This window comes from Nocardioides sp. (assembly GCF_047606145.1).
GTDB lineage: Bacteria > Actinomycetota > Actinomycetes > Propionibacteriales > Nocardioidaceae > Nocardioides.
This window is the reverse complement of the sequence record NZ_JASGET010000132.1, coordinates 40,934-54,682: the sequence shown is the minus strand read 5'-3', so window position 1 is coordinate 54,682 and position 13,749 is coordinate 40,934. Positions and strand designations below refer to the sequence as shown.

The following is a 13,749-nucleotide window of genomic DNA, read 5'->3' as shown; positions in this document are numbered from 1 at the left end:
GCTACTTCCGAGTCCGCGGCGCCACCGGCACGGTGGCCAGCGCCACCGCCAGCACCACCACCGCGCCGGCCAGGATCCCGTATCCGGTCACGTCGGTGCCGATGGCGTAGTCGCCCTCGGGCCGCGGGATGGTGGCCAGCGCGACCGGGGTCAGCCAGCCGGCCGCGAACCCCACCCGGCCCCAGCCCGGACGCATCGCCACCAGCGCCGCCAGGGTGGCGGCCAGGCCGAGCACCAGCCCCCACCACCAGGAGTGCACGGCGACCGCGGCCAGCCCGACCACGAACCCGAGCACCAGGCCGCCGACCGCCCAGGCCGCCGTACGCATCCGGGCGCGGCCGGCCGGGCCCACGCTCACAACCCGGCGAAGAGATCCGACTCCAGGCCGTCCGCGCCGACCGGACCGAGCCTGCCCTTGGCGATCCGGTAGTGCTCGACCCCCCATACCTGCGAGCCGAGGTTGTTGGAGAGCGCGAAGAACGGCCCGTCCAGGGTGATCTGGGTGGGGTAGGCGCGCATTGCCGCCATCTTCTGCTCGGCGTACGCGGTCGCGTCCACGCAGGCGGCGAGGTCGGCGTCCGGTGTGGTCATCGGCAACGGCCCCTCGGGGTCGACCCCCTCGAAGAAGGTCTCGTCGCCGGCCGCGCGGAGCCGGCGCAGACCCTCCCGCATCCGGCTCTCGCTCATCGCCGTCCAGTAGATCTTGGCGATCTCGTACGGCTCGCCGAGCTCCTTCTTGTACGACGGCACGGCCGCCAGCTGGGCGGCGTACATCGCCACCCGGTGGGCCTGGATGTGGTCGGGGTGGCCGTAGTTGCCGAACTGGTCGTAGGTGACCAGCACCTGCGGCCTGACCTCCCGGACGATCGCGACCAGATGGTCGGCGGCGGCGGTGAGGTCGGCCTTCCAGAAGGCGTTGTCGTGGACGTCGTCGGCCGGGATCGCGTAGCCGTCCGCGTGCCACTGCATCCCGGAGTCACGGTAGGCGCCGAAGCCGCCCAGCCAGCGATGGTCGACGGCGCTGCCGTCCGGCGCGGTGAGCGCGGCCATCGCGTCGGCGATCTCGCCTCGGCGATGCTCGCCGAGACCGTCGTCCCGGTCGGCGGCCAGGTGCTCCAGCTCCGGGACCAGGATCTCCCCCAGCTCGCCGGCGGTGCAGGTCACCAGGGTGACCCCGCGCCCCTCGGCCAGGTACCTCGCCATCGTCGCCCCGGTGGCGATCGACTCGTCGTCGGGGTGGGCATGGACCAGGAGGAGGCGCTGGGTCGGTGTCGTCACGGATGAATTTTAGGACGTGCGCGAGGAGTCTCGGCCCTCACTCCCGCGTGATCACTCCCGCGTGATCACTCCCGCGTGATCCGCTTCGGCTGCGTCGGCAGGTCGATCGGCTCCGGAGCGCGCGAGGCGTCGGGCTCCTCCGGCGCCACGTCGAGCCAGCCGTCGTACTCGTCGACCAGCAGCTCGAGGACCAGCTCGGCGGCGTCGGTCTCCACCGCCCAGGGGTGGTCCTCGTCGTCGTCCTCACCCTGATAGCGCTCCCGCCGCACCCGCGCCCGCCAGCCGGCGGCGATCAGGGCGGCGGCCACCGCGTCGGCATCGGACTCGGAGAAGAGGATCGCCCGCCTGGCCTGCGCCGCGTCCGGCTCGGGGGCGAGCAGTCGCCGCAGCGGCTCCAGGAACGGCCGGTCGGGCTCCAGCCAGTCGACGGAGTCGAGATCGTCGGCCCCCAGCCAGCGGAGCTGGTCGTGCTCACGCGGCCGCGGCTCGCCGGCGCTGATCCGAGCGGTCGCGGCCACGAGCTCCGCGGTCGTCTCGGTGCCGCCGATCGGACTGCGTCCGGGCAGCCAGTCGAGCACCTCGACCAGGCAGCCCAGCTCCTCGCCGATCTCGCGGACCAGCGCGACGGCGGGGTCCTCGCCCGGCTCCACCTTCCCGCCGGGCAGCTCCCAGCGACCGGCCGCGGCCGGCGGCGAGGTACGGCGGGCGGCCAGCACGCGGCCGCGCTCGAGGATCGCGGCGGCGACGACGGTCCGGGGCATGCCCCGATTATCGTCGTGGGCGCTCCGGCGTGGCCGCGGGGTCACTCTGCCCGAGGCAGCCGGGCCAGCTGTCGGGACTGCGCCACCAGCCGGCCGGCGCTGTCCCAGATCTCGCAGTCCTCCTCGAACATCCCGCCGGAGACGTTGCGGGTCTCGTGCCTGACCTTGAGCCAGCCGGGCGCCGGGCGGTGCCGGAGGTGACAGGTCAGCTCCAGCGTCGGCGCCCAGCCGGGCATGCCGAGGTCGAAGGTGACCGGCGGGAGGGCGTCGAGCACCTGCAGCAGCGCGATCGGGTCGGGGTCGCGGTCGTGGTGGCGGAACCACGCGCTCAGCTCGCCGCGATGGGTCGGCCGACCGACCGCGAAGCCCGCCTGGTCCGGCGGGAAGAGCATCTCGAAGCGCGCCATCATCGGCGCGGCCCGGCGTACGGCGTCGGGGGCCGCGGTCGCCGGAAGGCACGCGGCCCGCGCCGGCAGCGCGGGCTCGACGGCACCGACCCGCTCGAAGGGGTTGGCGGTGGCGTGCAGCCGGGCCAGGTCGCCGTAGGTCGACAGCGTGGTCAGGCGGAGCTCGTCCCCACGCTCGCCGGGCTGCCACAGCTCGGCGGTGACCACCGCCAGCGAGCCGCCGTCCCGGCGTACCCGGATCCGGACCTGGGCCGGCCCCGGACGAGCGGCGCTGCAGTAGGCGGCGCTCATCGTGACCGGGTCCGGCTTGTCGGGCAGCTGCGCACGCACCGCGCTGCCGACGACGGCGAGCAGGAATCCGCCGTTCACGCCGCCACCGACCACCCAGCCGGCCGGCAGCTCGGCGTCGTAGGCGCCAGAGATGTCGGAGGCGCCGGGGGCGTCCGGGGCGGCGCGCCACACCTCGATGTCGCGGTCGAACTCGGCGATCGTCACACCGGAAACCTACCGCTCGGTAATGACGCCATCCGAGGCGGGTGCGGCAGGATGACAGACGTGGAGGAGCCCAACGCGAGCGACCCTGACCGCCGCCGACCCCAATGGGTGTACCGGCCCGGGCACGAACCGGATCCGCGCTACTCCCTGGCCAACGAACGCACCTTCCTGGCCTGGGCACGCACCGCGCTCGGCATCCTCGCCGGCGCGGTCGCGCTGCACTCCCTGGAGGTGCCGCGCCTGGGCTGGCTGCGCAGCTCGGTGATCGTGCTGCTGGTGCTGCTGGCGGTCGGCTGCGCGGTGATGTCGATCGTGCGCTGGGCCCGGATCGAGCGTGCGATGCGACTCGGCCAGCAGCTGCCGTCGTTCGCCGCCGGCTTCGTCCTCGCCGGTGCGCTGGTCGTGATCGGGATCCTGCTCGGCGTCTCGCTGGCCTTCTGACCGACCCAAGACAGACGCCGAGTCGGCGCTTCTTGGTCCAGCAAGCGCCGACTCGGCGTCGTACGGCGTGCAAGATGCGCCGACTCGGCGTGGAACGCGGCTGAAACACACGTTCCATAGGCTTCGCCACATGAGCGCCCCAGCGATCGAGCCGACGCCGGGCCGGCCTGCCCGGTCGGCGCTGCAGCCCGGCGTCGGACCGATCCGCGCCCGGGCGTACCTGCCGGCCGATCCCGAGGCGGTCCTCTGGGGACGGCTGCCCTGTGCCGCCGACTCCCCGGTGCTCACCGTGGCCTCCGGCGACGAGGTCACCGTGGACACGATCAGCCACGAGGGGATCCTGGAGGACCAGGGCCGCGACCCGGAGGCGTTCTTCGGCCGCCACGGCGTGACCGAGGTGCTCACCGATGCGGTGGCGCTCGCGGCCGGCGATCACCCGCACACCGTCGGCGTCGACGGCCCGCACGTGGTCTCCCGGCCGATCGCCGTCGACGGCGCCCAGCCCGGCGACCTGCTGGCGATCACCGTCGTCGAGACCCTCCCGCGGGTGCCGTACGGCGTGGTCTCCAACCGGCACGGCCGCGGTGCCCTACCGGACGCGTATCCGCTCGGCGGCGTGCCGCTGCACAGCGTCTTCACCCCGGTCCACACCGACCCCGACGGCGTGGACCGGGCACGGATCGGCACCGCCCGCTTCGAGCTCGCCCCGTTCCTGGGCATCCTCGGGGTGGCAGTCCCGGGCAGCGCCCGCCCGCACAGCGTCCCGCCCGGCACGCACGGCGGCAACCTGGACATCCGGCTGCTCACCGCCGGCGCGACCCTCTACCTGCCGGTCCAGGTCGCCGGGGCGCTCGCCTATCTCGGTGACCCGCACTTCGCCCAGGGTGACGGGGAGGTGAGTCTGACCGCCCTCGAGGCGAGTCTGCGGGCCACCGTCCGGCTGGACGTGATCGCCCGCGAGCAGGCGGTGGCGGCCTACGGCGAGATCGTCGGCCCGCTCGCCGAGACGACCGAGTTCCTGGTGCCCACCGGCCTGGACCCCGACCTCGACGTCGCCGTCCAGAACTGTGTGCGGGCCTCGATCGCGCTCCTCCAGGCACGGTTCGCGATGTCGGCCGGCGACGCCTACGCCTACCTGTCGGCGGCCACCGACTTCCGGATCTCCCAGGTCGTCGACCAGGTCAAGGGCGTGCACGCCACGATCCGGAAGGCAGACTTCAGCCTATGAACCAGGCACCGGGCCAGCCGTCCAGCCGGCCGTCCAGCCGGCCGTCCAGCCAGTCGTCCAGCCAGTCGTCCAGCCAGGCGAGCGGACAGCTCCGGCCGATCCCGCACGGGCTGCTGCAGGCGTTCCGGGCCTACGAGAGCGCCCTGATGAGCAACGACCTCGCCGCCCTGGACCGGCTCTTCGCCGACTCCCGCACCACGCTGCGCGGAGACGCCGCCGGCCTGCTGGTGGGCCACGACGCGATCGCCGCGTTCCGGGGCGCGCGCGGCGGCGCGCCGCGCCGGCGGCTGGTGCAGACCCACGTCCAGGTGATCGACGAGGACCACGCCCTGATCGTCGCGGTCACCGAGCTCGAGCGTGGCGGGCGCGGGCTCCAGACGCAGCTGTGGTCGCGCGACCCGATCCGGATCGAGTACGGCGGCTGGCAGGTCACCGCCGCGCACGTCAGCGTGCCGGCGCCGGCTCTCGACACCCGGATCTGGCGGGTGGTCGGGGATCCGCTGCTCGCCGGCGCCGAGGACGGCCCGCTGGCCGGGGAGAGCGTGGCGGTCAAGGACCTCTACGCCGTGGCCGGACATCCGATCGGCGCCGGCAACCCGGCCTGGCTCGCCCAGGCGAGGCCGGAGCCGGTGCACGCCGCGGCGGTGCGCACCCTGCTGGAGTCGGGAGCCTCGATCCGCGGCATCGCCCGCACCGACGAGTTCGCCTACAGCCTGGCCGGCGCCAACGTCCACTACGGGACGCCGCCGAACCCGAAGGCGCCGTACCGGATCTCCGGTGGCTCCTCCAGCGGCTCGGCGAGCGCCGTCAGCCTGGGACAGGCGAGCATCGGACTGGGCACCGACACCGGCGGCTCGATCCGCGTCCCGGCCGCCTACCAGGGCCTGTACGGCATCCGTACGACGCACGGCGCGATCGACCGCGCCGGACTGCTGCCGCTGGCGCCGAGCTTCGACGCGATCGGCTGGCTGACCCGATCGGCCGACGAGCTGCGCGCGGTCGGTGGAGCGCTGCTGCCCGCGGCGGGGGCGTCACCGACCGGCGGCCGGCTGCTCGCCGTCACCGGCCTGCTCGAGCTCGCCGAGTCGTCGGTGGCCAGTACCCTCGAGGAGTGGCGGACGACCACCGGGGACCGGTTCGCGCCGACCACCGAGCACGATCCGATCCTCGCCGAGCAGCTGACCGACTGGCTGACCGCGTTCACCACCCGGCAGGCCTACGAGGCCTGGCAGAGTCACGGCTCGTGGCTGGCGACCCGGCTGGACACGGTCGGCGCGGACGTGCGCGGCCGGTTCGAGACCGCCGCCCGGATCGACGCCGAGCAGGGTGCCCGTGCCGGCCGGGCGGCCGCCGAGGCCGGTGCCCGGATCCGCGACCTGGTCGGCGAGGACATCTGGCTGCTGCCCAGCACCGGCTCGGTCGCACCGGCGACGACCGCCACCCCGGCCGAGGTCCAGCTCGCCCGCGACGCCACCCTGCGGCTGACCTGCCTGGCCGGACTCGGTGGCCTGCCGACGGTGAGCATCCCACTGCACACCGGGACCGGGCTGCCCGCCGGGGCCTGTCTGCTGGCGGCACCCGGGCGCGACGCGGACCTGCTCGATCTCGCGGTCGAGCTCGCCACGCCGGGGCTTGCGTAACAGGAAAGAAACGCCGGTTTCATCTTCCCGAACGATCGTTTCATTAGCGTCGTTCTCCGGAGGCACACCGATGGATGTCACGGAGTTCAACGAGATGAGCGATCGAGCGGCTGAGGCGCTGATCAGGCCCTGTGCCGCGATCGACTCGTTCGTCGACGCGCTCCTCGCCGCACGGCCGTACGCCGACCTGGCGACCCTCCTCGCGACGGCCGAGGCCCAGGCGGCGACCTGGACCATGGCCGAGGTGGACTCCGCACTCGCCGACCACCCCCGGATCGGCGAGTCCCTGTCACGAGAGGGGTCACGAGAGAGCTCATCAACGGACTCATCGGAGCGAGCACCGGCCGCGGCGAGCGTGGCCATGTCGAGCTCGGAGCAGTCGGGCGTGGACCTCACCGACGAGGATCTCGCCGCCCGGCTGCGCCGCGGCAACCGGGCCTACGAGGAGCGGTTCGGCAGGATCTACCTGGTCCGCGCCGCCGGCCGCAGCACCGCGGAGCTCGTCGAGATCCTCGAGCAGCGGCTGGGCAACGACCCGGTCACCGAGTCCTCGGTGACCGCCGCCCAGCTGGGTGAGATCGCCCTGCTGAGACTGAGAGGGATCTTCTCGTGACGACCTCGGTGAGCACCCACATCCTCGACGCCGCGCTCGGGCGCCCGGCGATCGGCCTCCAGGTGACGCTGACGCTGCCGGACGGCTCGACCAAGACCGGGAAGACCGACGCCGACGGTCGCGCCCGGGTCACCGACGGGCTCGGGCCCGGGATCCACACCCTCACCTTCGCCACCGGGCCCTGGTTCGCCGCACAGTCGCGGGAGACCTTCTACCCCGAGGTGACGGTCAGCTTCCATCTCACGCAGGACGAGCACCATCACGTCGCCCTGCTGCTCAGCCCGTTCGCCTACACCACGTATCGAGGCAGCTGATGATCACACTGGGAACCAACCAGCACGGCAAGGCCGAGGTCCGCCTCGTCCACGTCACCCGTCCCGCGACCGGCGCGGCCGAGGGCGCGCACGCGATCGAGGACCTGAACGTCTCCTCGCAGCTTCGCGGCGACTTCGCCAGCGCCTTCACCGAGGGCGACAACGCCCACGTGCACGCCACCGACACCCAGAAGAACGTCGTCTACGCCAAGGCCCGCGAGCTCGGCGTCGGCTCCCCGGAGGCCTTCCTGATCGCGCTCGCCGACTACTGGGCCGAGCAACCCTGGGTGGAGGGCTCGGTGATGAAGGCCGAGCAGTACGCCTGGGACCGGATCCCCACCAACGACCACTCCTTCGTCCGCTCCGGCCAGTCGGTCCGGACCGCCGTGGTCAACAGCGTCGGCACCGAGCGGCTGGTCGTCTCCGGGATCACCGGTCTGGTGGTGCTCAAGTCCACCGGCAGCGAGTTCACCGGGTTCCCCCGGGACCGCTACACCACCCTTGCCGAGACCACCGATCGGATCCTGGCCACCAGCATCACCGCCTGGTGGCGGTGGAGTGAGCCACCCGCGGACTGGAACGACGCCTACGCACAGATCGGCGAGATCCTGCTGAGCACCTTCGCCGACGTACACTCGCTCGCCCTGCAGCAGACCATCCACGCGATGGGCAGGGCGGTGATGGAGAAGTTCGACGGCATCGCCGAGTTCAAGATCAGCTGCCCCAACAAGCATCACTTCCTCGTCGACCTGGATCCGTTCGGCCTGGACAACCCGGGCCAGGTCTTCCACGCCGCCGACCGGCCCTACGGCCTGATCGAGGCCACCCTGTGCCGCGACGGCGCACCCGCCGAGCCGCGCGCCTGGGCGAGCGTGCCCGCCTTCGCCTGAGCCACCGCCCACCCCGTCCCCGTCCCCGTCGCCGTTCCCCGGTCAGGCCACGCCGCCGACCGGCCCGCCGCATCCTTCACGAGGCAGCGACGCCTCCTCTCCCCCACCGCGTCCCACGCCTCCACCAGGAGCCGCCATGTCCGCCCATCTCGTCGAGCCGACCAGGCCCGAAGACCAGACGTTGCCGCTGCCGACCCTGTTCGGCTACGGCATCCAGCACATCCTCGCCATGTTCGGCGGCGTCATCGCCGTGCCCTACATCATCGGCAGCGCCGCCGGCCTCTCCGGCAGCGAGCAGGCGCTGCTGGTCGCCTCCGCACTGTTCATCTCCGGCCTCGCCACCATGCTGCAGACCCTCGGCGTGCCGTACGTCGGCTCGCAGCTCCCGCTGGTGCAGGGCATCTCGTTCGCCTCGGTCTCCACGATGACCACCATCATCGGCGACCACGGCGGCGGCGAGCGCGGGCTGCGGGTCGTCTTCGGCGCGATCATCGTGGCCGCCGTCGTCGGCTTCGCGATCAGCCCGTTCTTCTCCCAGATCGTGCGGTTCTTCCCGGCCGTGGTCACCGGCTCGGTGATCACCGTCATCGGGATCTCGCTGCTGCCGACCGCGGCCGGCTGGGTGACCGACAGCGGTGATTCCGCGGCCACCTCGGCGATCGTGCTCGCCGCGATCACCCTCGCCGCCGTCCTGGTGCTCTCCAAGTCCGGCCGGGCATCCCGGATGGCGATCCTGCTCAGCCTGGTCTTCGGCACCGTCGTGGCGCTGATCGCTGGCAAGACCAGCTTCGACGGACTGGGCGACGCCGACGTCGTGGCCATCCCGTCCCCGTTCCACTTCGGCTCGCCGATCCTCGATGCCGGCGCGATCGTCTCGATGGTCATCGTCGTCCTGGTGATCATGGTGGAGACCACCGCCGACATCCTCGCCGTCGGCGAGGTCGTCGGCACCCGGGTCGACAACCGCCGCATCGGCGACGGCCTGCGCGCCGACATGGTCTCCTCGGCCATCGCGCCGATCTTCAACTCCTTCCCCGCGACCGCCTTCGCCCAGAACGTCGGGCTGGTGGCGATGTCCGGGATCAAGAGCCGGTTCGCGGTCGCCGCGGGCGGCCTCGTCCTCTTCGTCCTCGGTCTCTCGCCCTGGCTCGCCGCGGTCGTCAACGTGCTGCCCTCCGCCGTCCTCGGCGGCGCCGGCGTCGTGCTCTTCGGCACGGTGGCGGCCAGCGGCATCCGGACCCTGGGCAAGGTCGCCTACGACGGCAACAACAACCTGATCATCGTGGCGGTCTCGATCGGCTTCGGCGTCATCCCGATCGCCTACCCCGACTTCTGGGGCTCCTTCCCCGCCTGGTGGCAGACGATCTTCGACTCCGAGATCAGCGCCGCCGCGATCATGGCCTTCGCCCTCAACCTGTTCTTCAACCATCTCCTGCCCGGCGCTCCGCCGGCGGGCAGCCTGCCCGAGACGGCCGGGCCGGCGGTCCAGGTGCGGCGCGACGAGGCCGAGGTGCTGCAGCGCGACGGGGCCTTCGTCGCCGGCCGTCCGGTCCCGGGCGCCCCGGGCGTCGGGGCCATCCAAGACACCCAAGACATCCAAGACACCCCAGCCACCCCAGCCACCCCAGCCACCCGGGACGCCGAGACGGCGGAGACGGCGGAGACGGCGGAGAAGAAGGAAGAGGTGCACGAGTAACGATGCGTGTCGACGCCGTCCGCGGAAGCCGGGTACTCCTGGGAGAGCGGTTCGAACCAGCCACCGTGCGACTCCACCATGGTCGCATCGAGGCGGTCGAGCCCTTCGACGCCGACGTGGAGGGGCTGGTGCTCGAGGCCCCCCACACCGCCTACGTCGTCCCGGGCGTCGTCGACACCCATGTGCACATCAACGAGCCGGGCCGCACCGAGTGGGAGGGCTTCGTCTCGGCCACCGAGGCCGCGGCCCTCGGCGGCGCCACCACCCTGATCGACATGCCGCTCAACTCGATCCCGCCGACCACCACGCCGGCGAACCTGGCGATCAAGCAGGCCGCCGCCCGCGGCGAGCTGATGGTCGACGTGGGCTTCTGGGGAGGCGCCGTACCCGGCAACCTCGCCGACCTGGAGCCGCTCTGGGAGGCGGGTGTGTTCGGGTTCAAGTGCTTCCTGGCCCACTCCGGGGTCGAGGAGTTCCCGCCGCTGGAGCCGCCCGAGTTCACCGCCGCGCTGGGCGAGGTGGCGCGCTTCGGCGGGCTGATGATCGTGCACGCCGAGGATCCGGCGGCGCTGGCCGCGGCGCCGCATCCGGCGTCGCGGGCGTACGCCGACTTCCTCGTCTCCCGGCCCGACCACGTCGAGCTGGTCGCGATCCGGCGGGTGCTGGACGGCGCCCGCGAGACCGGCTGCCGGGTGCACATCCTGCATCTGTCCAGCGCACGGGCCCTGGAGATGATCCAGCAGGCTCGCGACGAGGGACTGCCGGTCACCGTGGAGACCTGCCCGCACTACCTCTGCTTCGCCGCCGAGACGATCCCGGACGCCGCCAGCCAGTTCAAGTGCTGCCCGCCGATCCGGGACTCCGGCAACAGGGAGGAGCTCTGGTCCGGCCTGCGCGCCGGGGTGATCGACACCATCGTCTCCGATCACTCCCCGGCCACCGCCGCGGAGAAGTCCGCCGGCGGCGGCGACCTGCAGCAGGCCTGGGGCGGCGTCTCCGGGCTCCAGGTCGGCTTCTCCGCGGTAGCCGCCGAGGCGCGCCGGCGCAACATCGGGCTGGACGCGGTGAGCCGGTGGATGTCGCGGAACACCGCCGACCTGGTCGGCCTGGGACACAAGGGCCGGATCGAGGCCGGCGCCGACGCGGACCTGGCGATCTACGACGCCGGTGTGGAGTTCCGCATCGAGGCGACCCGGCTCGCCCACCGCAACCCGATCTCGGCCTACGACGGCCTGCGCTACGGCGGCCGGGTCACTCGGTCGATCGTCCGCGGGAACGCCATCGACGTCGAGCGCCCCGACCACGACTGGGGTCAGCAACTGAGGAGGACGCCCCTGTGAGCCCTGTGAGTGCCGTGCCGACCGACCCGACGCCGCCGATCTCGCCGCCGATCTCGATGCCGATCTCGATGCCGGCCCGCCTGCTGATGGGCCCGGGGCCGATCACGGTGGACCCGCGCGTGCTGCACGCCGCCGCCACCCAGATGGTCGGCCAGTTCGACCCCGCGATGACCGCCGCGATGACCGAGGTGATGGCGCTCTACCGCACCGTCTTCGCCACCGAGAACGAGCAGACCTTCCTGGTCGACGGCACCTCCCGAGCCGGCATCGAGGCGGCGCTGGTCTCCCTGATCGAGCCCGGCGACGACGTGCTCGTCGTGGTCTTCGGCCGATTCGGCCAGCTGCTGGTCGAGATCGCCGGCCGCTGCGGGGCGCGGGTGCACACCGTCGAGGTGCCCTGGGGCGAGGTGGTGCCGGTCGAGCTGGTCGAGGAGGCCTGCCGGCGGGTCCGGCCGCGGCTGATCGCCGTGGTCCAGGGCGACACCTCGACCACCATGTGCCAGCCGCTGGCCGATCTCGGTGAGCTCGCCCACCGCTACCAGGCGCTGCTCTACGTCGACGCGACCGCGTCGATCGGCGGCAACCCGTTCGAGACCGACGCCTGGGGCATCGACGTGGCCACCGCGGGTCTGCAGAAGTGCCTCGGCGGACCGTCCGGCAGCGCCCCGATCACCCTCTCCCCGGCCGCGGTGGCAGCGATCGAACGGCGCAAGCGGGTCGAGGCCGGGATCCGCACCGCCGACGACGACTCGGCGCCGCCGGCCGGTACGCCGATCGCGTCGAACTACCTCGACCTCGCCCAGATCATCGACTACTGGGGTCCCCGGCGGCTCAACCACCACACCGAGGCGACCACCATGCTGTACGCCGCCCGGGAGGCGGCGCGGCTGCTGGTGGCCGAGACCCTGCCGGCGGCGATCGACCGCCATCGGCGGCACGGCGAGGCGATGCTCGCCGGCGTACGCGGCCTCGGCCTGGGGGTCTTCGGCGACGTGGCCCACAAGATGACCAACGTGGTGGCGGTGGAGATCCCCGAGACGCTCGGCAGCACCGGTGGCGACCGGGTGCGGGCGGCGATGCTGACCTGCTTCGGCATCGAGATCGGCACCTCCTTCGGCCCACTGGCCGGACGGGTGTGGCGGATCGGCACGATGGGCTACAACGCCCGCCAGGACGCCGTACTGCTCACCCTCGCGGCGCTGGAGCAGGTGCTGCGGGCCGAGGGCGTGCCGGTGAGCGCCGGCGGCGGGGTGGCCGCGGCCAGCGAGGTGTACGCCGGATGACGACCACCGGACACACCCCACCGACCGACCGGATCGACGCCGCTCAGGCGGTGCTGGACCGCTGCGCCGAGCTCGACCAGTACTCGGCCAGTCCGCACCACCTGGAGCGGGTCTACCTCTCGCCACAGCACCGACAGGCGAACGGCCGGGTCGCCGACTGGATGCGACAGGCCGGGTTGACCACGCGCACGGATGCGGCCGGCAACCTGGTCGGCCGCCGGGAGGGGCCGCGCCACGGGCTGCCGGCGCTGGTGCTCGGCTCCCATCTCGACACCGTGCCGGACGCGGGCTCCTACGACGGCATGCTCGGCGTGGTGATGGCCGTCGCGGTCGCGGACCGGCTGCGCTCGGCCGAGCTCCCGTTCGCGCTCGAGGTCTACGGCTTCAGCGACGAGGAGGGCGCACGGTTCGGCAAGGCGCTGCTCGGCTCCCAGGCCGCCTCGGGTCAGTGGGATCCGGACTGGTGGGACCTGCGGGACAAGGACGGGACCACGCTGCACGCCGCGTTCGGCGACTTCGGCCTCGATCCGCGCCGGGTCGGCGAGGCGGTTCGACGGCCCGAGGAGCTGGTCGGCTACCTGGAGGCACACATCGAGCAGGGCCCCGAACTGGAGGCGGCCGACCGGTCGCTCGGGGTGGTCAGCACCATCGCCGGCGCGCGGCGGTTCCGGGTGAGCGTCCTCGGCGAGGCTCGGCACGCGGGCGGGACGCCGTACGCCCGTCGCCGGGACGCGCTGGTCGGCGCCAGCGAGGCGATCACCCTGATCGAACGACTGGCCCGTGCCACCGGCCCCCAGGGGGTGGTGGCGACCGTCGGCCGGATCGAGGTCCGGCCCGGAGCGGTCAACGTCATCCCCGGCCGCGCCGACTTCAGCCTCGACCTGCGCGCGGCCACCGACGCCGAGCGGGACGCGATGTGGGAGCGGATGTACGCCGAGATCGAGCGGTCGTGCACCGCACGCGGACTGCGGCTGGAGGCCCATGAGCACCACCGCGCCTTCGCCGCGCCCTGTGCGCCCTGGCTGCAGGCGGCCGTCGCCGCCGGGATCGTCGCCGCCGACGACAGCTATCCGGCCGGGGCGGAGCCGATCCGGTTGTGGAGCAGGGCCGGCCACGACGCGATGGCGATGGCCGCGGTCACCGAGATCGGGATGCTGTTCCTGCGGTGCCACGACGGGATCAGCCATCACCCGGCCGAGGACGTGCGGTCCATCGACGTCGCACGGGGGCTGGACGCCTTCGAGCAGGCGGTCCTCGAGGTCGCCCGGATCGTCCGGGAGCGCCGATGAGCGGTCTCGATACGCCGTCGCTCGTCCCTCGCGACGGCTACTCGACCAGCGAAGGCACCCTCGGTCGAGCAGCA

The 13,749-nt window shown here is 72.9% G+C and carries 14 protein-coding genes; 10 read left to right on the top strand and 4 right to left on the bottom strand.

Features of this window, described 5'->3' with window-relative positions:
- Position 1: 1 nt before the first annotated feature.
- The 4 genes from QM638_RS17650 to QM638_RS17635 form a co-directional block, all read right to left on the bottom strand.
- A complete protein-coding gene (locus tag QM638_RS17650; RefSeq protein ID WP_415144028.1) occupies positions 2-358 on the bottom strand; it encodes a DUF6113 family protein in 357 nt (118 codons plus the stop codon).
- The gene (gene mshB, locus QM638_RS17645; RefSeq protein ID WP_415144027.1) at positions 355-1,278 is read right to left on the bottom strand and encodes an N-acetyl-1-D-myo-inositol-2-amino-2-deoxy-alpha-D-glucopyranoside deacetylase; all 924 of its coding nucleotides are present in this window, start codon (positions 1,276-1,278) and stop codon (positions 355-357) included. Before mshB ends, QM638_RS17650 begins: the two co-directional genes overlap by 4 nt.
- A 65-nt stretch (positions 1,279-1,343) precedes the next feature.
- Positions 1,344-2,039: a (deoxy)nucleoside triphosphate pyrophosphohydrolase gene (locus QM638_RS17640; protein WP_415144025.1), complete on the bottom strand. Its 696-nt coding sequence runs from the start codon at positions 2,037-2,039 to the stop codon at positions 1,344-1,346.
- A gap of 41 nt (positions 2,040-2,080) precedes the next feature.
- The gene (locus QM638_RS17635) at positions 2,081-2,941 is read right to left on the bottom strand and encodes a thioesterase family protein (protein WP_415144024.1); all 861 of its coding nucleotides are present in this window, start codon (positions 2,939-2,941) and stop codon (positions 2,081-2,083) included.
- Positions 2,942-2,992: 51 nt separating this feature from the next.
- Here QM638_RS17635 and QM638_RS17630 point away from each other — a divergent pair, with 51 nt between their 5' ends.
- From QM638_RS17630 to QM638_RS17585, 10 genes are all read left to right on the top strand, one after another.
- Positions 2,993-3,382: a YidH family protein gene (locus QM638_RS17630; protein WP_415144022.1), complete on the top strand. Its 390-nt coding sequence runs from the start codon at positions 2,993-2,995 to the stop codon at positions 3,380-3,382.
- A 130-nt stretch (positions 3,383-3,512) separates the two neighbouring features.
- Positions 3,513-4,610 carry an acetamidase/formamidase family protein gene (locus tag QM638_RS17625; RefSeq protein WP_415144021.1) on the top strand — a complete coding sequence of 366 codons (1,098 nt, stop codon included), beginning with the start codon at positions 3,513-3,515 and terminating at the stop codon, positions 4,608-4,610.
- Complete coding sequence (locus QM638_RS17620; protein ID WP_415144019.1) at positions 4,607-6,250, top strand: AtzH-like domain-containing protein; 1,644 nt, start codon at positions 4,607-4,609, stop codon at positions 6,248-6,250. The genes QM638_RS17625 and QM638_RS17620 overlap by 4 nt, the downstream gene beginning before the upstream one ends.
- Before the next feature lie 70 nt (positions 6,251-6,320).
- Positions 6,321-6,863, top strand: coding sequence for a 2-oxo-4-hydroxy-4-carboxy-5-ureidoimidazoline decarboxylase (gene uraD, locus QM638_RS17615; RefSeq protein ID WP_415144017.1), 543 nt, complete (start codon positions 6,321-6,323; stop codon positions 6,861-6,863).
- Positions 6,860-7,177, top strand: a complete 318-nt coding sequence (gene uraH, locus QM638_RS17610) for a hydroxyisourate hydrolase (RefSeq protein ID WP_415144015.1) — start codon at positions 6,860-6,862, stop codon at positions 7,175-7,177. The genes uraD and uraH overlap by 4 nt, the downstream gene beginning before the upstream one ends.
- Positions 7,177-8,067: a factor-independent urate hydroxylase gene (gene pucL, locus QM638_RS17605; protein ID WP_415144013.1), complete on the top strand. Its 891-nt coding sequence runs from the start codon at positions 7,177-7,179 to the stop codon at positions 8,065-8,067. Before uraH ends, pucL begins: the two co-directional genes overlap by 1 nt.
- 136 nt (positions 8,068-8,203) lie before the next feature.
- A complete protein-coding gene (locus tag QM638_RS17600) occupies positions 8,204-9,763 on the top strand; it encodes a nucleobase:cation symporter-2 family protein (RefSeq protein WP_415144011.1) in 1,560 nt (519 codons plus the stop codon).
- Between the two features lie 2 nt (positions 9,764-9,765).
- Positions 9,766-11,103: an allantoinase AllB gene (gene allB / locus QM638_RS17595; protein ID WP_415144009.1), complete on the top strand. Its 1,338-nt coding sequence runs from the start codon at positions 9,766-9,768 to the stop codon at positions 11,101-11,103.
- The gene (locus QM638_RS17590; protein ID WP_415144007.1) at positions 11,100-12,386 is read left to right on the top strand and encodes a pyridoxal-phosphate-dependent aminotransferase family protein; all 1,287 of its coding nucleotides are present in this window, start codon (positions 11,100-11,102) and stop codon (positions 12,384-12,386) included. Before allB ends, QM638_RS17590 begins: the two co-directional genes overlap by 4 nt.
- Positions 12,383-13,675, top strand: coding sequence for an allantoate amidohydrolase (locus tag QM638_RS17585; protein WP_415144005.1), 1,293 nt, complete (start codon positions 12,383-12,385; stop codon positions 13,673-13,675). Before QM638_RS17590 ends, QM638_RS17585 begins: the two co-directional genes overlap by 4 nt.
- The last annotated feature ends 74 nt before the right edge of the window (positions 13,676-13,749 follow it).

Excerpts from the sequence above, each read along its gene's own strand:
- QM638_RS17640 (WP_415144025.1), bottom strand. The coding sequence starts at position 2,039 with ATGCCCCGGACCGTCGTCGCCGCCGCGATCCTCGAGCGCGGCCGCGTG.
- uraD (WP_415144017.1), top strand. The coding sequence starts at position 6,321 with ATGGATGTCACGGAGTTCAACGAGATGAGCGATCGAGCGGCTGAGGCG.
- pucL (WP_415144013.1), top strand. The coding sequence starts at position 7,177 with ATGATCACACTGGGAACCAACCAGCACGGCAAGGCCGAGGTCCGCCTC.
- QM638_RS17630 (WP_415144022.1), top strand. The coding sequence starts at position 2,993 with ATGACAGACGTGGAGGAGCCCAACGCGAGCGACCCTGACCGCCGCCGA.
- allB (WP_415144009.1), top strand. The coding sequence starts at position 9,766 with ATGCGTGTCGACGCCGTCCGCGGAAGCCGGGTACTCCTGGGAGAGCGG.
- QM638_RS17620 (WP_415144019.1), top strand. The coding sequence starts at position 4,607 with ATGAACCAGGCACCGGGCCAGCCGTCCAGCCGGCCGTCCAGCCGGCCG.
- QM638_RS17600 (WP_415144011.1), top strand. The coding sequence starts at position 8,204 with ATGTCCGCCCATCTCGTCGAGCCGACCAGGCCCGAAGACCAGACGTTG.
- QM638_RS17585 (WP_415144005.1), top strand. The coding sequence starts at position 12,383 with ATGACGACCACCGGACACACCCCACCGACCGACCGGATCGACGCCGCT.
- QM638_RS17625 (WP_415144021.1), top strand. The coding sequence starts at position 3,513 with ATGAGCGCCCCAGCGATCGAGCCGACGCCGGGCCGGCCTGCCCGGTCG.